Genomic DNA, 21,330 nt, shown 5'->3' with positions numbered 1-21,330 from the left:
GCACCCGTTCACACTCAGGCTATGCAACTCGATAATCGTGCCCAAACCCTGCTGAAAGCCCTGGTCGAGCGCTACATCGCCGATGGCCAGCCGGTCGGTTCGCGCGCGCTGTCGAAGATTTCCGGCCTCGACCTGTCGCCCGCCACGATCCGCAACATCATGGCCGACCTGGAGGAAATGGGCTACGTCGCCAGTCCGCACACGTCGGCCGGGCGCATCCCCACGCCGCGCGGCTACCGCCTGTTCGTCGACACCTTGCTCACCGTGCAGCAGATCGACGAGAACGCCGTCGAAGCCGGCATGCGCCTGCCCGCGCACCAGCCGCAGAAGGTCATCGCCAACGCGGCCCAGATGCTGTCGTCGCTGTCGCAGTTCGCCGGCGTCGTGCAGAGCCCGCGGCGCGAATCGGCGTTCCAGCAGATCGAATTCCTGCGCCTGTCGGAAAAGCGCATCCTGCTCGTCATCGTCGATCCGCGCGGCGACGTGCAGAACCGCCTGCTGCTGACCGACGTCGACTACACGCCGGCCCAGCTGATCCAGTCGGCGAACTACCTGAACCAGCATTTCGCCGGCCTGTCGTTCGACCAGGTGCGCGGCCGCCTGACGGGCGAATTGCGCCAGCTGCGCGACGACATGGGGCGCCTGATGCAGGCGGCGGTGGAGGCGGGCAGCGAGGCGCTGGCCGAGACGGACGACATGGTGATCGCGGGCGAACGCAACCTGCTGTCCGTGGCCGACCTGTCGTCCAACATGACTTCGCTACGCCAGCTGTTCGAGATGTTCGAGCAAAAGACGGGCCTGATGCAGCTGCTCGACGTGTCCAGCAAGGCCGGCGGCGTGCAGATCTTCATCGGCGGGGAATCGAAGCTCGTGCCGATGGACGAGATGAGCGTCGTCACGGCGCCGTACGAGGTGAACGGCAAGATCGTCGGCACCCTCGGCGTCATCGGGCCCACGCGCATGGCCTACGAGCGCGTGATCCCGATCGTCGACATCACGGCCAAGCTGCTGTCGAACGCGCTGAGTCATTCCTGAGGGAGTCGCCCGGCCGGGGCAGGTTCTTAATGCCGGTGCGGGCAGTCGGTCTTCTGGCAGTGGCCGTAGATGGCCAGCGCGTGCTCGGCGATTTTAAAACCCCGTTCGCTGGCGATCTTCTGCTGGCGGCTTTCGATCTCGTCGTCGTAGAACTCTTCCACGTGGCCGCAATCGAGGCAGACGAGGTGGTCGTGGTGCGATCCGGCGTTCAGCTCGTAGATCGCCTTGCCGGTTTCAAAGTGATTCCGATTCAACAGACCCGCCTGCTCGAACTGGGTCAGCACGCGGTACACCGTCGCCAGGCCCACGTCCATATTGTCGTTCAACAGGGTCTTGTAGACGTCTTCCGCCGTCAGGTGCCGTACCGTGCTGTTCTGGAAGATTTCCAGGATTTTTAACCGCGGCAAGGTCGCTTTCAGGCCGCTGGCCTTCAGGTCGGTTGGATTGTTGCTCATGTTTTGTTACTCGGATATGGGCGGAGTGCTTTATGATATAGCGTTTTCAGAGCCTCCGCCTCATCGATTTTTAAGGTCAGATATGCGCAATAAAGCCGTTTTCCATCGTTCCCACGCGCGCGCAGCGCTCGTGGCCGGCCTCGCCTGCATGACGCTGGCGCTGTCCGGCTGCGCCGCCTGGCGCAACCAGACCAAGCCGGCGGAAGCGGCGAACATCGCCCCCGCCGCAGTCGCCGCCGACGCAAGCAAGTCCGCGGCCATCGCGAATTCGGGCGCGCAGACGACGACCGTCACCAAGCTGCAGAAATTCCTCTGGGTCTTCTCGCCGTACCGTCCGGACATCCAGCAGGGTAACTTCGTCTCGCAGGAAATGCTGAACCAGCTGAAGGTCGGCCAGACCCGCGACCAAGTGAAGTTCATCCTCGGCAGCCCGCTGCTGCAGGACGCCTTCCATGAAAACCGTTGGGACTACCCGTTCTACCTGGCGCGCGGCAATGGCGAGCTGACGACGAGCCGCGTCACCGTCTACTTCAAGGACGACAAGGTCGACCACTTCGACGGCGGCAACCTGCCGACGGAACGCGAGTACATCAATCGCCTGATCGGTATTTCGAAATACGAGGAAAAGTCCGAGCAGGAATCGCTGGACGAGTTGAAGCGCAAGCGCGACGAAGCCGCAAAGGGCGGCGGTGGCGGTGGAGGACAATAACATGACGCAACTGAAAATCGCCGTCGCCGGCGCCAGCGGCCGCATGGGCCGCATGCTGATCGAAACCATCGCCGCCGCGCCGGACGCCGTGCTCGCGGGTGCCCTCGATCGCGAAGGCAATCCGTTCATCGGTTCCGACGCGGGCGCGTTTTCCGGCCAGCTGACGGGTGTCGTGATCCAGTCGGCCCTCGACAAGGGCCTGGCGGACGCCGACTTCCTCATCGACTTCACGCGCCCGGAAGGCACGCTGCACCACCTGGAATACTGCGCCGCCCACGGCATCAAGATGATCATCGGCACCACCGGTTTCGACGACGCCGGCAAGGCCGCCATCCGCGCCGCCGCCGAGAAGACGGCGATCCTGTTCGCACCGAACATGAGCATCGGCGTGAACGTGACGATGAAGCTGCTGGAAATGGCTGCGAAGAATTTCTCCGAGGGCTATGACATCGAGATCATCGAAGCCCACCACCGCCACAAGGTCGACGCCCCGTCCGGCACGGCGCTCAAGATGGGCGAGGTGATCGCCGACGCCCTCGGCCGCGACTTGAAGGAATGCGCCGTCTACGGGCGCGAAGGCGTGACGGGCGAGCGCGATCCGTCGACGATCGGCTTCGCCACCGTGCGCGGCGGCGACATCGTGGGCGACCACACCGTGCTGTTCGCCGGCATCGGCGAGCGCATCGAGATCAGCCACAAGTCCAGCAGCCGCGTCAGCTACGCGCAGGGCTCGCTGCGCGCCGCCCGCTTCCTCGCCGACAAGCCCACGGGCCTGTACGACATGCAGGACGTCCTGGGCCTGAAGGGCTGAGCGCGCGCGCCTGCTGAACTGGACGGCCATGCCGGCAATCTGCTGGCATACTGGCCGCGAGGTGTTTTTTAGGAGAGTTACATGGCCACCGTCGAGCTCAACGGCGCCGTAATCACGGACGCGGAAAGCTTCCACGTCGAGAGCCAGCGTGCGTTCGGCTTTCCCGATTCGTACGTGCGCACGATGGATTCGTGGGTCGATTGCCTGAGCTACCTGCGCGACGAGGACGGCATGAGCAGCGTCCGCCTGAAGAAGGACGAGGTGCTGCACATCGTCGTGACGCATTCGGAAGCCCTGCGCGAGCGGGCGCCGGACGTGCTGGAAGAGATGGCGTTCTGCATCATCGGCATCAACGAGCGCTACGAGGACTACGGCGAGAAGGCGGCGCTCGAACTCGAACTCCGGTAATGCCGGAACGAAGCGCGTAGGGTGGACGGCTCTGCCGTCCACGCGTTCAATGCACGGTTGAATTTTCCCGAATCTGGAACGCTGGTTGGACGCGTGGACGGCGAGCCGTCCACCCTACGGTTGTCGGTTCGCCGCCGTGGACGAATGACACGATATAATGTTCTGCTCACCTCCTTCAGTCCGCAGAACATCATGCAAGAAAAATATAGTCCAGCCGAAGTCGAACAGGCCGCGCAGGCCTACTGGAAGTCGATCGACGCGTACAAAGCCGTCGAGAACGACCCGCGTTTCCCGAAAGGCAAGTATTACGCCTGCTCGATGCTGCCTTACCCGTCGGGCAAGCTGCACATGGGTCACGTGCGCAACTATACGATCAACGACGTGATGTACCGCTACCTGCGGATGAACGGCTACAACGTGCTGATGCCGATGGGCTGGGACGCCTTCGGCATGCCGGCCGAGAACGCGGCGATGGCGAACAACGTGCCGCCCGCGCAGTGGACCTATTCGAACATCGCCCACATGCGCGGCCAGATGGAATCGATGGGCCTCGCCATCGACTGGTCGCGCGAGATGACCGCCTGCAAGCCCGAGTACTACAAGTGGAACCAGTGGATGTTCCTGAAGATGCTCGAGAAGGGCATCATCTACCAGAAGACGGGCACCGTGAACTGGGACCCCGTCGACCAGACCGTGCTCGCGAACGAGCAGGTCATCGACGGCAAGGGCTGGCGCTCGGGCGCGGTCGTCGAGAAGCGCGAGATCCCGATGTACTACGTGCGCATCACCGACTACGCCGACGAACTGCTGGACCACGTCGAGAACAAGCTGCCGGGCTGGCCGGAGCGCGTGCGCATCATGCAGGCGAACTGGATCGGCAAGTCGACCGGCGTGCGCTTCGCGTTCCCGCACGTGATCATGGACGAGCAGGGTGAGCTCATCAACGACGGCAAGATGTACGTCTTCACGACGCGCGCCGACACGATCATGGGCGTCACGTTCTGCGCCGTCGCGCCGGAACACGCGCTCGCGCAGCACGCCGCGAAGGACAACCCGGAACTGCAGGCGTTCATCGCCGAGTGCAAACAGGGCTCCGTCATCGAAGCCGACATGGCGACGATGGAAAAGAAGGGCATGCCCACGGGCCTGTTCGTCACGCATCCGATCTCCGGCGAGCAGGTGCCGGTCTGGGTCGGCAACTACGTCCTGATCACGTACGGCGACGGCGCCGTGATGGGCGTGCCGGGCCACGACGAGCGCGACTTCGCGTTCGCGCAAAAATACGACCTGCCGATCAAGCAGGTGGTGGCGGTGGAAGGCGAGACGTTCTCGCTGGACGGCTGGCAGGAGTGGTACGGCGACAAGGAACGCGGCGTCGTCGTCAACTCGGGCAAGTACGACGGCCTCGATTACACGTCGGCCGTCAACGCCGTCGCGGGCGACCTCGCGAACCTGGAGCTGGGCGACAAGAAGGTCACGTTCCGCCTGCGCGACTGGGGCATCTCGCGCCAGCGCTACTGGGGCACGCCGATCCCGATGATCCACTGCGAGAAGTGCGGCACGGTGCCGGTCCCCGAGAAGGACCTGCCGGTCGTGCTGCCGGAAGACTGCGTCCCGGACGGTTCCGGCAACCCGCTGAAGAAACACGAAGCGTTCCTGAAGGTCGACTGCCCGTGCTGCGGCGCGCCCGCACGGCGCGAGACGGACACGATGGACACGTTCATCGACTCGTCCTGGTACTACATGCGCTATACGTCGCCGGGCTCGAACGACTCGATGGTCGACCCGGCCCGCAACGATTACTGGATGCCGATGGACCAGTACATCGGCGGCATCGAGCACGCCGTGCTGCACCTGCTGTACGCGCGCTTCTGGACGAAGGTCATGCGCGACTTCGGCCTCGTCAAATTCGACGAGCCGTTCGTGAACCTGCTCACGCAGGGCATGGTGCTGAACGAGACCTACTACCGCGACGACGCCAGCGGCAAGAAGACGTGGTACAACCCGGCCGACGTGACCCTGACGTTCGATGAGCGCGGCCGCCCGCAATCGGCGGTGCTGAAGGAAGACGGCCAGCCGGTCGTCATCGGCGGCACCGAGAAGATGTCGAAGTCGAAGAACAACGGCATCGACCCCCAGGCGCAGATCGAGCAGTACGGTGCCGACACGGCGCGCCTGTTCACGATGTTCGCGGCACCGCCGGAGCAGACGCTGGAATGGTCCGAGTCGGGCGTGGAAGGCGCGAGCCGCTTCCTGCGCCGCGTGTGGGCGTTCGCCTACGCCCAGCGCGCGCGCATCGCCGCCGCGCTGGCCGGCCAGCAGGCGGGCACGCTGGACGAAGCGCAGAAGACGCTGCGCCGCGAAGTGCACAAGGTGCTGCAGCAGGCCGACTACGACTTCAAGCGCATCCAGTACAACACGGTCGTCTCCGCGTGCATGAAGATGCTCAATACGCTGGAATCAAGCAAGCTGGCGGAAGGTACGGCGGGCGACGCGGTCATCACGGAAGGCCTGTCGATCTTCCTGCGCATGCTGAACCCCGTCGCGCCGCACATCACGCACGCGCTGTGGCAGGAACTCGGCTATGCGGGCAAGTACGGCGACATCCTGAACGTGGCCTGGCCGGAAGTGGACCCGACCGCGCTGGAACAAGCGGAAGTCGAACTGATGATCCAGGTGAACGGCAAGCTGCGCGGTTCGGTGAAAGTGCCGAAGGAAGCCGACAAGGCCGCCATCGAGGCCGCCGCGCTGGCATCGGAAGCGGCGCAGAAGTTCGTCGAAGGCACGCCGAAGAAGGTCATCGTCGTTCCCGGCAAACTGATCAACATCGTGGTGTAAGGCATGCGCGCCCTTTCCAGGAAGTGGGTAGTGCGCGCCGTCGCGGCCCTGCTGGTGGCAACTGGCACGGCAGGCTGCGGCTTCCAGCTGCGCGGTTCGAACGGCAGCTACACGATGCCGTTCCACAGCATTTATCTCGGCTTCCCGGACACGTCCGCGCTGGGCACGGAACTCAAGCGTAACCTGCGCGCGACGGGCCAGGTCGACATCGCCGACAAAGCGTCCGATGCGGAGGCGCAGTTCGTGCTGCTGGGCGAATCGCGCAATAAATCGATCCTGTCGCTGAACAGCCTGGGGCGCGTGCGCGAATACCTGCTGACGTACACCTTGTCGTTCGTCGTGCGCGACGCCAAGGGTGTCGAGCTGGTGCCGCCCACGCAGATCTCGCTGCGCCGGAACATGGCGTTCGACGAGACGCAGGTGCTGGCCAAGGAATCGGAGGAAGCGCTGCTGTACCGCGACATGCAGGCGGACATCGTGCAGCAGATCATCCGCCGCCTGGCCGCCATGAAGCCGGCCACTTGACGGCCATTTAACGATAAAGGACCACCATGCAGTTGCGGCCCGAGGCACTCGACGGCCACCTCGCCAAGGGGCTCGCGCCCCTGTACGTGATCACCAGCGACGAGCACCTGCTCGCGCTGGAGGCGGCGGACAAGATCCGGAGCCGCGCGCGTGCGCAAGGCTATTCCGAGCGCGACGTGCTCACGGTCGAGCGCAGCTTCAAGTGGGGCGAGCTGCTCGCCGCGAACCAGGCCATGTCGCTGTTCGGCGACAAGAAGCTGATCGAGCTGCGCATCCCCGGCGGCAAGCCGGGCAAGGACGGCAGCGCGGCGCTGCAGAGCTACGCGAAGGACCTGAACCCGGACAACCTCACGCTGATCACGTTGCCGAAGCTGGACTGGCAGACGGCGAAGGCCTCGTGGGTGGCGGCGCTGCAGCAGGCCGCGGTCTATGTCGAGATCCCGAACGTGGAACGCGCGCAGCTGCCGGGCTGGATCGGCACGCGCCTGGCCGCGCAGAACCAGAGCGCGGACCGCCAGAGCCTGGACTTCATCGCCGACCGCGTCGAGGGCAACCTGCTGGCGGCGCATCAGGAAATCCAGAAGCTCGCGCTGCTGTACGAACCGGGCAAGCTGACGGTCGAGCAGGTGATGGACGCCGTGCTGAACGTGGCGCGCTACGACGTGTTCAAGCTGTCGGAAGCGATGCTGGCGGGCGACCCGGCGCGCCTCGTGCGCATGCTGGAAGGCTTGAAAGGCGAGGGCGAGGCGCTGCCGCTGGTGTTGTGGGCCGTCTCCGAAGAAATCCGCACGCTGCTAAAATTGAAGGCAGGGATGGCGCAGGGACGCCCGCTGGGCGCCTTGTTGAAGGAATACCGCATCTGGGGCCCGCGCGAGCGCATGATGGAACCGGCGCTGCGCCGGATATCCCTGCCGACTTTGGAAGCGGCGCTGCAGCAGGCGGCGCAGGTCGACAAGATGATCAAGGGCCTGCGCGCGAAGCAGTTCGCGGGCGATGCGTGGGATGCGATGCTGCAGTTGGCGTTGCGGGTCGCCTCGTAAAAATTAACGCCGGTTGGACGCGTGGACGGGTCTCCCGTCCACGCGTTCAACGAACACCTGCATATCGAGGCATTTAAACATTGACGCGGGCAACCGCAACGGACGAAGCACGATGGACATCACCGAGTACATGCACACAATCGGCCGCCAGGCCCGCGCGGCCTCGCGCGGCATGGCGCGCGCGGACAGCGCCACCCGCAACCAGGCCTTGCTGCTGATCGCCGCCGCCATCGAGCGCGACGCGGACAGCCTGCGCGCCGCCAACGCGCGCGACATGGAAGCGGCGGCCGCCGCCGGCCTGGAACCGGCGCTGCTCGACCGCCTCGCGCTGTCCGACAAGGCGATCGCCACGATGGTCGACGGCCTGCGCCAGATCGTCGCGCTGCCCGATCCGATCGGCGAAATCACGGACCTGAAATTCCGCCCGACGGGCATCCAGGTAGGCCGCATGCGCGTGCCGCTGGGCGTCATCGGCATCATCTACGAAGCGCGTCCGAACGTGACGGTCGACGCGGCCGGCCTGTGCATCAAGAGCGGCAACGCCGCCATCCTGCGCGGCGGTTCGGAAGCCATCCACTGCAACCGTGCGCTGGCCGCATTGGTCGCCGAGGGTTTGCGTGGCGCCGGCCTGCCGGAGCACGGCGTGCAGGTCGTCGAGACGACGGACCGCGCCGCCGTCGGCGCCCTCATCACGATGCCTGAATTCGTCGACGTGATCGTCCCGCGCGGCGGCAAGGGCCTGATCGCGCGCCTGATGAAGGAATCCACGGTCCCGATGATCAAGCACCTGGACGGCATCTGCCACGTCTACATCGACACGAAGGCCGACATCGCGAAGGCCCTGCCGATCGCCATGAACGCCAAGACGCACCGCTACGGCACGTGCAACACGATGGAGACGCTGCTCGTCGCGCGCGCCATCGCGCCGACCGTGCTGCCGCAACTGGCGGAGCTGTACGCAACGAAGGAAGTCGAGCTGCGCGCCGATCCGGAAGCGCTGGCGATCCTGCAGGGCTATCCGCACCTCGTGCCCGCGACGGAAGAGGACTGGAGCACGGAATACCTGGCGCCGATCCTCGCCGTGAAGATCGTGGACGGCATCGACGCCGCGATCGAGCATATCAACACGTATTCGTCCAAGCACACGGACGCCATCGTCACCGAGGATTACACGGACGCGATGCGCTTCCTGCGCGAAGTCGATTCGGCCTCCGTGATGATCAACGCGTCGACGCGCTTCGCCGACGGCTTCGAATACGGCCTCGGTGCGGAGATCGGCATCTCGAACGACAAGCTGCATGCGCGCGGGCCCGTTGGGCTGGAGGGCCTCACGTCGCTGAAGTACGTGGTGTTCGGCCATGGCGAAGTACGAAATTAATTCTGGGGATACACGTGTTAACTCGGTTAAAAGTTAAAGGCTTCAAAAGTTTAGAAGATATTGAGGTTCGCTTTGGTCCGTTCACATGTGTCGCCGGGGTTAATGGTGTCGGCAAGTCGAATCTTTTTGATGCCATTATGTTTCTTAGAGACTTGGCAGATACGTCGATAATTGATGCCGCAACTCGAATTCGCAATAGTGATCGCAGGAGGATTAATCTTTCGGCGCTTTTTACTAGAACTGCGAATGGACAATGTAATTTAATGGAATTCGAAGTCGATTTCCTTGTTGGAAATAAGGTTGTGGACGATTTTGGGCGAGAGGCACGTCCAAAGGTGACTTATCTGCAATATAAATTGGCTTTGAGGTACGTTGCGGCTTCCGATGGGCATCCAGAGGGAATCGAGTTGGCTTATGAGGCTCTTGATTTCGTGCAAAAGGGCGATGCCAAGCGACGATTAGGTTTCCCTGTTTCTCAAGAGTTTTTTGAATCTATCTACCAAGGTTCTAGTCGAAGCGATTTTATATATATCGATAAAGATAACTCTTCAATTGCAAAAGTTCGGCAGGATGGTGGGTCTTCGGGGCAGCCGATTAGTATTCCTATTGACAAGGCAGAGCGAACGATCTTAAGTAACATCAATACGATCGATCGCCCCACTGCGTTGGCTGCTCGACGGGAAATGCAGTCTTGGATTAATCTACAGCTCGAATCGAGTTCGCTTAGAAAGCCAGATGATTTTTCCGCTCCAAGTCGAGTTTCTCCAACCGGTGAACATCTGCCAGCCACGTTACATCGGCTAAAAAGATTTGATGAAGTTGCTGCTCAATTGGCGAATTTGCTCCCCGATATTAAGAGCCTTGGGGTAGATATTGATGAGCGACGTGAGCTGAAAACGCTTCACTTAGAAACAGTTAGTGGTATTCGGCACGAAGCAAGAGCGCTTTCTGATGGAACACTAAGGTTTTTAGCGTTAGCGATTATTGGTTCAGATCCGGATGCCGGAGGAGTAATTTGTCTTGAGGAACCAGAAAATGGCATCCATCCCGCTCGTATCCCTGCGATAGTTGAGCTTTTGGGAGACATGGCTGTAGATCCTCAATATGCGATCGGCCCTGATAACCCGCTGAGACAAATCATTATTAATACTCATTCCCCTCTGGTCATACAGAGACTGCAGACTGAAAGTATTATTGTGTCTCAGGCATACAAAAGCGACGGAGCATCTTTGTCTCTGTTTTGTCCTATTTTGGGTACTTGGCGAACAAAATCTGGAATTGCCGCCGAGGACGCTGCTGTGACTTTTGGTGCTCTGCTTGACTATCTCGATGCGGGTGAGGATGAGGAGGCGGAGCCCGGAAAAGAAAATGTCGCCCAACTTTATCACCAATTAGAGATTGATTGCCGGTAGCATGAAAGAGATATTTCGGTATACACTTTTGGCTGACGGCACATCTGATGAAGTACTAATGCCAGTCATTGACTGGCTGATACGACAGCACTTGCCCGATGTGCGCTCTGTTGCGTCGTTTGCACGAGACTTTGGTAAGGTCGGAAATGATCTGCGTTCGCGAATACGTGCTGCTCTCAAAAATTTTCCATGTGATCTTCTCTTCGTGCATCGTGACGCTGAGAATATGACTCGCGAAAATCGCATAGAGGAAATCGTAAATGCTATGGATGAGCTGGGCACCCCGCACGTTCCAATTATTCCAATTCGTATGACTGAGGCGTGGCTGTTGTCTGATGAGGAGGCTATACGTTTTGCAGCCGGAAATGCGAGTGGTCGGCACGTTTTAAATATTCCGAGACGTGATCGATGGGAGGCCTTGCCAGATCCAAAAAATACACTGCTTGAGATTTTAAAGTCGGCCAGTGGTAAAAATGGCCGAGCTCTCGATAAATTTAATCCATTAAAAGCGCGCCATCTAATCACTCCACGTAGCGCATCGTTCGAAGCTTTGAGGGGTGTGCCTTCTTTTGATCGATTTGAAAATGATTTAATTGAACAGTTAGCCGAATTTGCCAATGTTGTGGATTAAAGCCTTTCATATAGTTTTTGTGGCCTCATGGTTTGCAGGCTTATTTTATTTGCCTCGCATTTTTGTTAATCTGGCACAGGAGAAAAACTCGGTTGCTGTCGAGCGATTGCTAGGCATGGCACGCCGGTTATACCGCTTTACCTCTCTGCTAGCCGTGCCTGCAGTACTACTAGGCTTATGGTTGTGGTTGTTTTATGGTTTTAGCGGCGGCTGGCTGCATGCAAAACTGGCGCTCGTGCTGCTCGTGATCGGCTACCATCATGCGTGTGGATCGCTGCTGAAAAAATTCGAACGTGGTGTCAATACGCGCAGCCATAAATGGTTCCGCGTGTTCAACGAAGTGCCGGTGCTGCTGCTGCTGGCCATCGTGATTCTGGTCGTCGTAAAACCGTTCTGACCTGACAGATTGACTTGCTTGATTGGCGGCCGGGCCTGATCCCGGCCGTTTCGTTTTTAACTACGGATAAAGGGTACCCCTATGGCTTCCTACTTTTGCCCCTGCCCGCGCGGCATGGAACAGGCGCTGGCCGACGAGCTGGCCGAGATCGCACACACCACCGGCAGCGCCACGCTGAAGGTGCACAACCAGGTGCCGGGCGGTGTGCACTGCTCGGGCGCCGACGCGGACGCGTACCGCATCAACCTGCATTCGCGCATCGCGTCGCGCGTGCTGCTGCGCATCGCGAACCGCAACTACGCCAACGAAAACGACATCTACGACCTCGTGCTGGAACAGCCGTGGGAAGACTGGTTCAGCGTCGACCACACGATCCGCGTCGACATCACCGCCATCAAGTCGCCGCTGACGAGCCTCGAGTTCACCACGTTGAAGATCAAGGACGCCGTCTGTGACCGCTTCCGCGACCAGTTCGGCCGCCGCCCGTCCGTCAACACGCGCGAGCCGGACATGCGCATCATGGGCTTCCTCGACCAGCGCAACTTCACGATCTACCTCGACACGTCCGGCGAAGCGCTGTTCAAGCGCGGCTGGCGCGAAGAGACCGGCGACGCGCCGCTGCGCGAGAACCTGGCCGCCGGCCTGCTGCGCGTATCCGGCTGGAAGCCTGGTGTGCCGCTGTTCGATCCGATGTGCGGCTCGGGCACGATCCTCATCGAAGCCGCGCAGATGGTGCAGGGCATCCCGCCCGGCGCGCGCCGCCGCTTCGCGTTCGAGAAATTCGGGAACTTCAATGCGAAGGCCTGGCAAGAGATGAAGACGGCGATCAAGCCGCATCCGCTGCCGGCAGAGCCCACGATCTTCGGTTCCGACATCTCCGGCGACATGGTCGCGATGACGCGCCATAACCTGCGCTCGGCCGGCATCCTGTTCGACGTGCCGCTGAAGCAGATCGAGGCGCAGCAGGTGCAGCCGCCCACCAGCCAGCCCGGCATCCTGCTGACGAACCCGCCGTACGGCGAGCGGATCGGCGTGCGCGGCGATTCCACGATCCCGCAGGACGAGATGGCCGTCGGCTTCTACCAGCAGCTGTCCGCCACGTTGAAGCAGCGCTTCGCCGGCTGGACCGTGTACCTGTTCACGGCCGACCTGGGCCTGCCCAAGATGCTGCGCCTGAAGGAATCGCGCAAGACTCCGTTCTTCAACGGCGCCCTCGAATGCCGCCTGTTCCGCTTCGACATGGTCGCGGGGTTCAACCGGCGCGATGCCGCAAAACCTAAAGACGACCAGTAACATGCTGCCCGAACCCGAACCGGACAATCTGCCGAAAGACCCCGTCATCCCCGTCCCGCTGCCGGCGCCGCGCAAGATCGCGATGCTGTCCGCGGGCGGCCTCGCCACCTTGCTGGCCGCGATGTCGATGCTCGGCCCGTTCTCCGTCGACGCCTACCTGCCCGCGTTCCCCGCGATCCAGGCGTCCTTGAACGCGACGGGGCTCGAAGTACAGCAGACGCTGACGGCGTACATGCTGGCGTTCGCCGTGATGGCGCTGTGGCACGGCGCGCTGTCGGACGCGTTCGGGCGGCGTAACGTGGTCCTCGTCGGGTTGATCGTGTTCGCGGTGGGCACACTCGGCTGCGCGTCCGCGCATTCCGTGCACTACCTGTGGGTCTTCCGCATCATGCAGGGCGTCTCGGCCGGTGCGGGCGTCGTCGTGGGCCGGGCAATCATCCGCGACCTGTATTCGGACGCACCGGCCGCGCGCCTGCTGTCGATGGTGACGATGATCTTTTCCATCGCCCCGGCCATCGCGCCCGTGCTGGGCGGCTGGGTCGTGTCCGCGTTCGACTGGCGTTCGATCTTCCTCGGCCTGCTCGCGTTTTCCATCGGGCTGTGGTGGGTGTGCTGGCAGCGCCTGCCGGAGACGATGCCGCTGGAGCGCCGCCAGCCGTTCAACCCGCGCTTCCTCGCGCGCAGCTACTGGGACATCTTCAGCTCCGTGCTGTTCCAGATGAAGTCCGGGATCGTCGCGTTCAACTTCGGCGGCATGTTCCTGTTCATCGCGGGCGCCCCCGTGCTGCTGCCCGTGCACCTGCATCTCGGGCCGTCGCAGTTCGCGTGGCTGTTCGTGCCGGCCGTGAGCGGCATCTTCCTGGGCGCGCTCGCCGCCAACCGGCTGGCGGGACGCATGACGTTCTCGCGCCAGATCGGCATCGGTTACGCGTTCATGCTTGCCGCCGTCACGGGCAGCGTCACGTACCACGCCGTGCTGCCGCCTGCGCTGCCATGGACCGTGTTGCCCATGTTCTTCTACAACTTCGGCAGTTCCATCATCAACCCGAGCGCCACGTTGCTCGCACTCGACCTGTTCCCGCACATCCGCGGCACGGTCGCGTCGTGCCAGTCGTTCGTGACCACGTTGATGGGTGCGCTGGTGGCCGGCATCATCGCGCCGGCGCTCACGCATTCCGTGCTGGCGATGGCGCTCGGCCAGGCCGCGTTCGCGCTGGCGTCACTGGCCTGCTGGATGACGTCGCGCCACTATCGCCGGTACAAGGCGTTGGCGTGACGCGTGGCATCGTAACAACGCCTGTCATAATTAAATGCTAAATTTCTGCGTCTGAATTGTGCATTGTCAATACGCCTGAGTCGAATTGTGACTCTAAAACACATCAATTTTGTTGGGAAATATTGTTCCCGGCCAGAAATGTATATATGCTAAGATAAGTTTTTCATGCCTGGAATAACGATGTAATAACTTTCCTGTTCCAGGGACCGCGAAAACGAACGCTGTGGCAGCCCCCGCAGGGGAGGCGGCCATCACCCAGAAAACAAGTTGGCGGCCGTGCTTGAATCCATACATCAACCAGACCAGGACATCCGCAATCGCCTGCTGATCGCGCGACTGCCGGCCATGCCGCAGATCCTCATCAAGCTGCTCGCGCATCTGCAGGCGGACGATCTGGGTATGCCGGAACTGGCCGCGCTGGTGGCGAAGGACGCGGGCATGACGGGGAAGATCCTCACGGTCGCCACGAGCTCCGCGTACCATCGCAACAGCCGCCAGCCGAACCTCGAGCAGGCGATGGTGGCGCTGGGCACGGACATGATCAAGACGCTGGTCATCAGCGACTCCGTCTTCCAGACCTTCAACAGCTTCCCGAATTCCGGCGCCACCGACCTGCGTGCGTTCTGGAAGAATTCGCTGATGGCTGCCGTGCTGGCGCGCGAAGTGGCGCGCCGCATCGACTATGCGCAGCCGGAAGAAGCGTACCTGGCGGGCCTGCTGCACAACGTCGGCCGCCTCGCGCTGCTGGCGACTGCGCCGAAGGAATACGCGTTCAACTTCACGGCGCGCGACGACGAGGACCTGTGCGCCGTCGAGCAGCGCACCCTGCAGATCACGCACGCGGAAGCGGGCGCCTGGCTGATCGAGCGCTGGCAGCTCGATTCCTTCCTCGCCGATTCCGTCCTGTACCACCATGAGCCGAGCGAGCGCCTGGAAGCGGCGCATCCGCTGATCCGCATCGTGCGCGTCGCGCACGTGCTGTCCAGCCATGCGAACGACGAGGCGCTCGTCGACGAGGCGCGCGTGCTGTGCGGCCTCGATCCGGACGCACCAAGCGAATTGCTGGGTCTCGCCGCGCGCCAGGTCGAGAAGGCCGCGATCCATCTCGGCATCGACCTCGCGGGCGCCGACGATCTGCCGGTGCCGGCCGCGTTCGCGCCGCCGCCGCCCGTCGACCCCGTGCAGCAGCGCCTGTCGGAAGAAGTGCGCAACCTGGTGCTCGTGTCGGAAGTCGGGCAGACGTTCGCGCGCCAGCAAGGCGAGTCCGGCCTGCTGGACGCGATGACGCGGTCGGCGCGCATCCTGTTCGATTTCGAGAACGCCGTCGTGCTGCTGGAGAATCCGACCGGGCAAGCCCTCGTCGGCGCGCCGACGGTGAACCAGCAGCGCATCGCGGAGTTTACGATCCCGCTGGCGAAGGGGGGCGCCGTCGCGCAGGCCGCGCTGGATAGGAAGCTGGGCTTCATCCGCCGCGACGGCCGTCCACTCGGCCTCGCGGAAGAACAGCTGCTGCGCATGCTCGGCACGGAATCGCTCGTGTGCCTGCCGCTCGTCGCGGGCGCGCGCTGCCTCGGCGTCCTGGTGGGCGGCGTCGCAGGCTGGCAGCTGCCGTCGTGCCAGAAGCGCGAGCGCTTCCTGCACGCGTTCGGCGCGCAGGCCGCGGGCGCGCTGGAGACGGCGCTGTCGGAACGGGGCCACGCGCGCCGCCAGCTTGCCCACGTCGCGGAGGAATACCGCGAGGCGTCGCGCCGCGTCGTGCACGAAGTGAACAACCCCCTGTCGATCATCAAGAACTACCTGTCGGTCCTGGACAGCAAGCTGGAACGCCAGGAACCGGTCAGCGCCGAGCTGTCGATCCTGAACGAGGAGATCGATCGCGTGGGCCAGCTGGTGGGCAGCCTGACGCAGATCCAGCCGGGCGTCGCTACGTCCAATATCGAAGGCGGCGTGCCGGCGGCGGACGTGGCGAAAGTCGTGGACGACGTGCTGCGCCTGTTCCGCACGACGAATTTCGTCCCGGCCAACGTGGAGATCGTCGTCAGCATGCCCGACGACGCGGGGCGCGTCGAGGGCGACCCGGACATCCTCAAGCAGATTCTCGTGAACCTCGTGAAGAACGCGATCGAGGCCCTGTCCGCCGGCGGCGGCCGCATCGAGATCGCCAACCGCGGCCACGTGAACCGCGAACGGAGGCTGTACCTGGAACTGGTCGTCTCCGACACCGGCCCGGGCCTGTCGCGCGACGTGTTGGCGAACCTGTTCTCGGCCGTGAAGAGCACCAAGGAAGGGCCGCACCACGGCCTCGGCTTGTCGATCGTGCACAGCCTGGTCAAGAAGCTGAACGGGCATATCGCCTGCCGCAGCGGCACGACCGGCACCAGTTTTGAAATCCTGCTGCCGGCGCATGCCGGCGCCGGCGCACCGGCCAACCCGCCGGTGCGCGCGCTTGGATCCGTATAAGGCAACAATGAATCCATTCTCCGCCAGCGCCCCGTCGTCCAGCCCCCACGACGTCCAAACGTCGCTCGGCAACGACCAGCCCCGACTCCTGCTCGTCGACGACGAACCCCGCCTGCTCGCCTCCCTGTACGAACTGCTGCAGGGCCGCGGCTACCAGCTCGTCACGGCGTCCACCGGCAGCGAAGCGCTCGCGCACCTGTCGCGCCTGCGCTTCGACCTCGTGCTGCTCGACCTGCGCCTGCCCGACATCGGCGGCCACGAGATCATGGATTTCATCAATCAGAAGGGCATCGAATCGGACGTCATCGTGATGAGCGGCGAGGTCGGCATCGATGCCGCGATCGGCGCGCTGAAACGGGGCGCGTACGACTACCTGCGCAAGCCGTACAGCCGCGAGGAGCTGCTGAAGACCGTCGCGAACGCGCTGAAGCAGCGCCGCCTGGAAGAAGCCAACGCGCGCATCGCGAACCAGCTGGAAAACTCGGAGAAGATGTACCGCTACCTGGTGGACAGCTCGCCCGACATCATCTACACGCTGAACCACGAAGGCAAGTTCACCTTCATCAACGACCGCGCGTACCAGCTGCTCGGCTACAAGCGCGAAGAACTCATCGGCCAGCATTACTCGATCCTCGTGCACGACGAAGACCTGGAGCGCGCGCGCTACGTGTTCAACGAGCGCCGCGTCGACGAACGCGCGTCGCGCAACGTCGAGCTGCGCCTGAAGTGCCACGCGGGCGCCAACCAGGAACGCACGTTCAACAATACGCTGATGACGATCTCGCTGAACGCCATCGGCATGCACGTCCCGGACCAGGAAGTGCGCAAGCTCGAGTTCTACGGTACCTACGGCGTCGCGCGCGACATCACGGACCGCAAGCGCGCGGAAGAAGTGATCTCGTACCAGGCATACCACGACATCCTGACCGACCTGCCGAACCGCATCCTGTTCAAGGACCGCCTGGGGCTCGCCGTCATCCAGGCCAAGCGCAAGCAGACCGAGCTCGCCGTGATGTTCATCGACCTTGACCGCTTCAAGCTCGTGAACGACACGCTGGGCCACGTGAAGGGCGACGAGCTGCTGCAGCAAGCCGCGGGCCGCCTGAAGGAATGCCTGCGTAAGGGCGACACACTCGCGCGCCAGGGCGGCGACGAATTCACGATCGTGCTGCCGGAACTGCGCGACCGCGACGACGCGCGCATGGTGGCCGACAAATTCCTCGAGGTGCTGCAGGCGCCATTCGACCTGGACGGCCACGCCGTGCACATCTCGGCATCGATCGGCATCGCGGTGTATCCGGTGCACGGCGAATCGATCGACGAGCTGCTGCGCCATGCCGACATCGCCATGTACCAGATCAAGGGCCAGGGCAAGAACGGCCATGCGTTCTACGACCCGTCGATGCAGGACGTGTCGCACCAGAAGATCGCGCTGGAGCAGAGCCTGCGGCGCGCGCTCGAGAACGAGGAACTGGAGATGTATTACCAGCCGCAGATCGACGCGATCAGCGGCCGCATCGTCGGCGCCGAGGCGCTGATGCGCTGGAACCATCCGACGCGCGGCATCGTCTCGCCGGGCGAGTTCCTGCCGTTCGCCGAAGAGAATGGCCTGATGCTGCCGATCTCCGACTGGATGATCGGTGCGCTGTGCCGCGATATGCTGCAGTGGAAGAACATCGGCGGCAACCAGGTGCGGCTGTCGCTGAACCTGTCGCCGCAATATCTCGACCGCGGCGACTTCTTCGAAAAGATGCGCGGCGCGCTGGTGCGCTACGGGATCGCGCCGAGCCAGATCGAAGTCGAGATCACGGAGAACATCTGCATCCGCAACCCGCAGCACGCGATCGAGCAGCTGAACAAACTCGGCCAGCTGGGCGTGTCCGTCGCGATCGACGACTTCGGCACCGGCTATTCGTCGCTGGCCTACCTGCACCGCTTCCCCGTCCACACGATCAAGATCGACCAGTCGTTCGTCAAGGAGATCCACGACGAGCACGGGCATTATCCGGTCGTCCTCGCCATCATCTCGATCGCGCGCGGCCTGGGCCTGAACCTGATCGCGGAAGGCGTCGAGACGGATTCGCAGGCGCGCTACCTGCGCTCGAACGGCTGCCTGACGATGCAGGGCTATCTGTACCACCGCCCGATGCCCCTGAGCCGCTTCATCGACGTGCTGTGCACGCAGGGACTGCCGGCGGGCGCGTCGAACATCCTCGCCTTCCAGGCCTGATGCGCCATGCCCGACCAGGCCGCACGCCGCGAGCTTGAGGCCCGCCACACGGCGGAGTTCCTGCGCGTAAAAGCGCTGGCCGAGCGCGGCGTCGCCACGGCTCAGCACAGCCTGGGCTTCATGTACGTGAACGGGCAGGGCGTGCCGCGCAACTACGAACTGGCCGTCGCGTGGTATCGCATGGCCGCGAGCAGCGGCCTCGAACAGGCCCAGTACAACCTAGGCGTGATGTACCAGAAGGGCCAGGGCGTCGCGCAGGACCTGAGCCAGGCCTTGTACTGGTATCGCCAGGCGGCCGAACAGGGTTATGTGCAGGCTCAGTACAACCTGGGGTGGCTGTACGCGAAGGGACAGGGCACTCCGGTCGACGTGCACGAGGCGCTGCACTGGTTCGGCAAGGCGGCCGCGCAGGGCGACCCGGGCGCGCAGCACAATCTCGGCATGATGTACGAGGGCGGCAAGGGCGTCGCCCAGGACGTCGCGCAAGCCGTCGACTGGTATCGCAAGGCGGCCGAGCAGAATTACGCGCGCTCGCAGTTCAATCTGGCGCTGCGCTATGACAGCGGCCAGGGCATCGCGCGCGACGTGCAGCAGGCCATCCACTGGTTCCGCAAGGCCGCGGAGCAGGGCTATGCCCCCGCGCAGTTCAATCTGGGCCTCCGTTACGACAAGGGCCAGGACCTGCCGCAGGACAGCGAGAAGGCGATTTTGTGGTACGGCCGCGCGGGTGAGCAGGGCCACGCGAGCTCGCAGTTCAACCTCGCGCTGATCTACGATGCGGGCCATGGCGTCGCGCGCGATCCGCAACTGGCGCTCGCATGGTTCCGGCGCGCGGCCGAGCAGGGCCACGCCGCCGCGCAGGACAACCTCGGCCTGCGCTACGAACACGGCCAGGGCGTCGAGCAGGATCACGCGCAGGCCGCGCACTGGTACCGCCAGGCGGCCGAGCAGGGCTTCGCCGGTGCGCAGTATCACCTCGGCCAGTTGCACGATGCGGGGCACGGCGTCGCGCAGGATCCTGCCGCCGCGCTGGATTGGTATCGCAAGGCCGCCGAGCAGGGCCATCTGCGTGCGCAGTTCGACCTCGCGCTGCGTTTTGAAAGCGGCAATGGCGTGCAGCAGGACGAGCGCGAAGCGGCGTACTGGTACCGCAAGGCGGCCGACCAGGATTACGCGCCCGCGCAGTACGCGCTGGGGCAACTGCTGGACCGCGACGACACGGGCACCGTCGATCCGCGCCAGGCGACGCTGTGGTACCGCAAGGCGGCCGAGCAGGGCCACGCGCTCGCGCAGTTCGCGCTGGGCCTGCGCCACGACAGCGGCCACGGCGCGGAGCGCGATTACGAAGCGGCGCACTTCTGGTACCTGTGCGCCGCGCGTCAGGGGCACGCGCGCGCGCAGTTCAACCTCGGCGTGATGTATGCGGCGGGGCAGGGCGTGCCGAGCGATCTCGTGGAAGCGTACGCGTGGCTGCACCGCGCGGGCGCCGCCGGCATCGCGCCGGCCGCCAACTACCTCCGGCGCGTGAGTGCGCGCATGGAGCCTGCGCTGCTCGCTCAGGCCAACGGTTATATCGGCGCCGCGTAACGCAACGTCTGCGCGAGGAACGACTCGATCGCATCCGAACTCGCCGTCGGCGCGCTCAGGTGCGGACAATGCCCCACGTTGTCGATCACGCGCAAGGTGCTGTGCGCCAGGTGGCGATGCAGCCAGTCGCCCACTTCGCGCGGCACGATCAGGTCGTCGCTGCATTGCAGGATCAGCGCGGGCACGGTGGACTTCACCACGTCGGCCCGCACGTCCGTGTTGAACGTCACGCGCGCGAAATGCTTGGCGATGGCGGGGTCGTTGCGGCAAAAGCTGCGCGCCAGTTCCTCGCCGAGCGCCGGCTGGTTCGGCGCGCCCATGATCGCGGGCGCCATCTTGCGCGACCAGTCGATGAAGTTGGTCTCCATCGCATCGAGCAGGCCGTCGATGTCTTCGCGATTGAAGCCGCCGACGTAGTCGCCGTCGTTGAGGTAGCACGGCGACGGCCCCACCAGCACCTGCGCGACGAAGCGCTCTGGCGCCGCGACCGTCGCCAGCAGCCCGATCGACGCGCCCGCTGAGTGGCCGACGACGATGCAGGGGCCGGCCGCGCAGGCGTCGAGGATTTCGAACAGATCCGTCACGTGACCCTGCAGGCTGCCGTGCTTCGTGCGGTCGTAGGCGGAGAGGTCGGAGCGGCCGCTGCCCGTCAGGTCGTACAGCACGACACGGAAGCGGTCGGCGAAGGTCGGCGCGAGGTGGCGCCACATGGTCTGGTCGCAGCCGAAGCCGTGGATGAACACCATCGTCGTCGTTCCCGCACCGGTGACGTGGACGTTGTTGCGGAACTGTACAGACATGGTGAATCCTGACCGGCATGGGGGCGATCCGTCGATATTAACATC

The 21,330-nt window shown here is 63.5% G+C and carries 18 protein-coding genes; 16 read left to right on the top strand and 2 right to left on the bottom strand.

Going from position 1 to position 21,330, the window contains the following annotated elements; genetic code table 11:
• The first annotated feature begins 21 nt into the window (after window positions 1-21).
• Entirely contained in the window at window positions 22-1,035 is a 1,014-nt protein-coding gene (gene hrcA, locus NX784_RS16770; protein WP_258817836.1) for a heat-inducible transcriptional repressor HrcA, read from the top strand.
• 26 nt (window positions 1,036-1,061) lie between these two features.
• On the opposite strand, the gene fur is transcribed toward hrcA, so the two are convergent.
• Window positions 1,062-1,490, bottom strand: coding sequence for a ferric iron uptake transcriptional regulator (gene fur / locus NX784_RS16765; protein WP_166861102.1), 429 nt, complete (start codon window positions 1,488-1,490; stop codon window positions 1,062-1,064).
• A gap of 82 nt (window positions 1,491-1,572) precedes the next feature.
• On the opposite strand from fur, the gene NX784_RS16760 reads away from it, so the two are divergent.
• The 15 genes from NX784_RS16760 to NX784_RS16690 all read left to right on the top strand — a co-directional run bounded on the left by NX784_RS16760 (window position 1,573) and on the right by NX784_RS16690 (window position 20,485).
• Window positions 1,573-2,199 (top strand): outer membrane protein assembly factor BamE, encoded by a 627-nt coding sequence (locus NX784_RS16760; protein WP_258817835.1) that lies wholly within the window; start codon window positions 1,573-1,575, stop codon window positions 2,197-2,199.
• Window position 2,200: 1 nt separating this feature from the next.
• Window positions 2,201-3,010 carry a 4-hydroxy-tetrahydrodipicolinate reductase gene (dapB, locus tag NX784_RS16755; RefSeq protein ID WP_258817834.1) on the top strand — a complete coding sequence of 270 codons (810 nt, stop codon included), beginning with the start codon at window positions 2,201-2,203 and terminating at the stop codon, window positions 3,008-3,010.
• A gap of 81 nt (window positions 3,011-3,091) precedes the next feature.
• Entirely contained in the window at window positions 3,092-3,418 is a 327-nt protein-coding gene (locus NX784_RS16750) for a barstar family protein (protein ID WP_258817833.1), read from the top strand.
• A 192-nt stretch (window positions 3,419-3,610) separates the two neighbouring features.
• Entirely contained in the window at window positions 3,611-6,256 is a 2,646-nt protein-coding gene (leuS, locus tag NX784_RS16745) for a leucine--tRNA ligase (protein WP_258817832.1), read from the top strand.
• Between the two features lie 3 nt (window positions 6,257-6,259).
• The gene (locus NX784_RS16740; RefSeq protein WP_258817831.1) at window positions 6,260-6,781 is read left to right on the top strand and encodes an LPS-assembly lipoprotein LptE; all 522 of its coding nucleotides are present in this window, start codon (window positions 6,260-6,262) and stop codon (window positions 6,779-6,781) included.
• 26 nt (window positions 6,782-6,807) lie between these two features.
• Window positions 6,808-7,821 (top strand): DNA polymerase III subunit delta, encoded by a 1,014-nt coding sequence (gene holA, locus NX784_RS16735; protein ID WP_258817830.1) that lies wholly within the window; start codon window positions 6,808-6,810, stop codon window positions 7,819-7,821.
• Window positions 7,822-7,933: 112 nt separating this feature from the next.
• Window positions 7,934-9,199 (top strand): glutamate-5-semialdehyde dehydrogenase, encoded by a 1,266-nt coding sequence (locus NX784_RS16730; RefSeq protein WP_258817829.1) that lies wholly within the window; start codon window positions 7,934-7,936, stop codon window positions 9,197-9,199.
• A gap of 14 nt (window positions 9,200-9,213) precedes the next feature.
• The gene (locus NX784_RS16725; RefSeq protein WP_258817828.1) at window positions 9,214-10,611 is read left to right on the top strand and encodes an AAA family ATPase; all 1,398 of its coding nucleotides are present in this window, start codon (window positions 9,214-9,216) and stop codon (window positions 10,609-10,611) included.
• A 1-nt stretch (window position 10,612) separates the two neighbouring features.
• Window positions 10,613-11,242, top strand: coding sequence for a DUF4276 family protein (locus NX784_RS16720; RefSeq protein WP_258817827.1), 630 nt, complete (start codon window positions 10,613-10,615; stop codon window positions 11,240-11,242).
• Complete coding sequence (locus NX784_RS16715) at window positions 11,229-11,639, top strand: CopD family protein (protein ID WP_258817826.1); 411 nt, start codon at window positions 11,229-11,231, stop codon at window positions 11,637-11,639. Before NX784_RS16720 ends, NX784_RS16715 begins: the two co-directional genes overlap by 14 nt.
• An 81-nt stretch (window positions 11,640-11,720) precedes the next feature.
• Entirely contained in the window at window positions 11,721-12,932 is a 1,212-nt protein-coding gene (locus tag NX784_RS16710; protein ID WP_379789685.1) for a THUMP domain-containing class I SAM-dependent RNA methyltransferase, read from the top strand.
• 1 nt (window position 12,933) lies between these two features.
• The gene (locus tag NX784_RS16705) at window positions 12,934-14,208 is read left to right on the top strand and encodes a multidrug effflux MFS transporter (protein ID WP_258817825.1); all 1,275 of its coding nucleotides are present in this window, start codon (window positions 12,934-12,936) and stop codon (window positions 14,206-14,208) included.
• 345 nt (window positions 14,209-14,553) lie between these two features.
• Window positions 14,554-16,668, top strand: a complete 2,115-nt coding sequence (locus NX784_RS16700) for an HDOD domain-containing protein (RefSeq protein ID WP_258817951.1) — start codon at window positions 14,554-14,556, stop codon at window positions 16,666-16,668.
• A gap of 7 nt (window positions 16,669-16,675) precedes the next feature.
• Window positions 16,676-18,898, top strand: a complete 2,223-nt coding sequence (locus NX784_RS16695) for a putative bifunctional diguanylate cyclase/phosphodiesterase (RefSeq protein WP_258817824.1) — start codon at window positions 16,676-16,678, stop codon at window positions 18,896-18,898.
• Window positions 18,899-18,904: 6 nt separating this feature from the next.
• Window positions 18,905-20,485 carry a tetratricopeptide repeat protein gene (locus NX784_RS16690; protein ID WP_258817823.1) on the top strand — a complete coding sequence of 527 codons (1,581 nt, stop codon included), beginning with the start codon at window positions 18,905-18,907 and terminating at the stop codon, window positions 20,483-20,485.
• On the opposite strand, the gene NX784_RS16685 is transcribed toward NX784_RS16690, so the two are convergent.
• Window positions 20,467-21,285, bottom strand: coding sequence for an alpha/beta fold hydrolase (locus tag NX784_RS16685; protein ID WP_258817822.1), 819 nt, complete (start codon window positions 21,283-21,285; stop codon window positions 20,467-20,469). The two genes, NX784_RS16690 and NX784_RS16685, sit on opposite strands and share 19 nt — an antisense overlap.
• Window positions 21,286-21,330: the final 45 nt, after the last annotated feature.

It is taken from the genome of Massilia pinisoli (assembly GCF_024753285.1).
Lineage (GTDB): Bacteria > Pseudomonadota > Gammaproteobacteria > Burkholderiales > Burkholderiaceae_D > Telluria > Telluria pinisoli.
Note: the sequence above shows the minus strand (reverse complement) of the source record. Positions and strands in the feature narration are given on the sequence as shown.

Coding starts and splice junctions, on each gene's coding strand:
- hrcA (WP_258817836.1), top strand. CDS start 22: ATGCAACTCGATAATCGTGCCCAAACCCTGCTGAAAGCCCTGGTCGAG.
- fur (WP_166861102.1), bottom strand. CDS start 1,490: ATGAGCAACAATCCAACCGACCTGAAGGCCAGCGGCCTGAAAGCGACC.
- NX784_RS16760 (WP_258817835.1), top strand. CDS start 1,573: ATGCGCAATAAAGCCGTTTTCCATCGTTCCCACGCGCGCGCAGCGCTC.
- dapB (WP_258817834.1), top strand. CDS start 2,201: ATGACGCAACTGAAAATCGCCGTCGCCGGCGCCAGCGGCCGCATGGGC.
- NX784_RS16750 (WP_258817833.1), top strand. CDS start 3,092: ATGGCCACCGTCGAGCTCAACGGCGCCGTAATCACGGACGCGGAAAGC.
- leuS (WP_258817832.1), top strand. CDS start 3,611: ATGCAAGAAAAATATAGTCCAGCCGAAGTCGAACAGGCCGCGCAGGCC.
- NX784_RS16740 (WP_258817831.1), top strand. CDS start 6,260: ATGCGCGCCCTTTCCAGGAAGTGGGTAGTGCGCGCCGTCGCGGCCCTG.
- holA (WP_258817830.1), top strand. CDS start 6,808: ATGCAGTTGCGGCCCGAGGCACTCGACGGCCACCTCGCCAAGGGGCTC.
- NX784_RS16730 (WP_258817829.1), top strand. CDS start 7,934: ATGGACATCACCGAGTACATGCACACAATCGGCCGCCAGGCCCGCGCG.
- NX784_RS16720 (WP_258817827.1), top strand. CDS start 10,613: ATGAAAGAGATATTTCGGTATACACTTTTGGCTGACGGCACATCTGAT.
- NX784_RS16715 (WP_258817826.1), top strand. CDS start 11,229: ATGTTGTGGATTAAAGCCTTTCATATAGTTTTTGTGGCCTCATGGTTT.
- NX784_RS16710 (WP_379789685.1), top strand. CDS start 11,721: ATGGCTTCCTACTTTTGCCCCTGCCCGCGCGGCATGGAACAGGCGCTG.
- NX784_RS16705 (WP_258817825.1), top strand. CDS start 12,934: ATGCTGCCCGAACCCGAACCGGACAATCTGCCGAAAGACCCCGTCATC.
- NX784_RS16700 (WP_258817951.1), top strand. CDS start 14,554: ATGCCGCAGATCCTCATCAAGCTGCTCGCGCATCTGCAGGCGGACGAT.
- NX784_RS16695 (WP_258817824.1), top strand. CDS start 16,676: ATGAATCCATTCTCCGCCAGCGCCCCGTCGTCCAGCCCCCACGACGTC.
- NX784_RS16690 (WP_258817823.1), top strand. CDS start 18,905: ATGCCCGACCAGGCCGCACGCCGCGAGCTTGAGGCCCGCCACACGGCG.
- NX784_RS16685 (WP_258817822.1), bottom strand. CDS start 21,285: ATGTCTGTACAGTTCCGCAACAACGTCCACGTCACCGGTGCGGGAACG.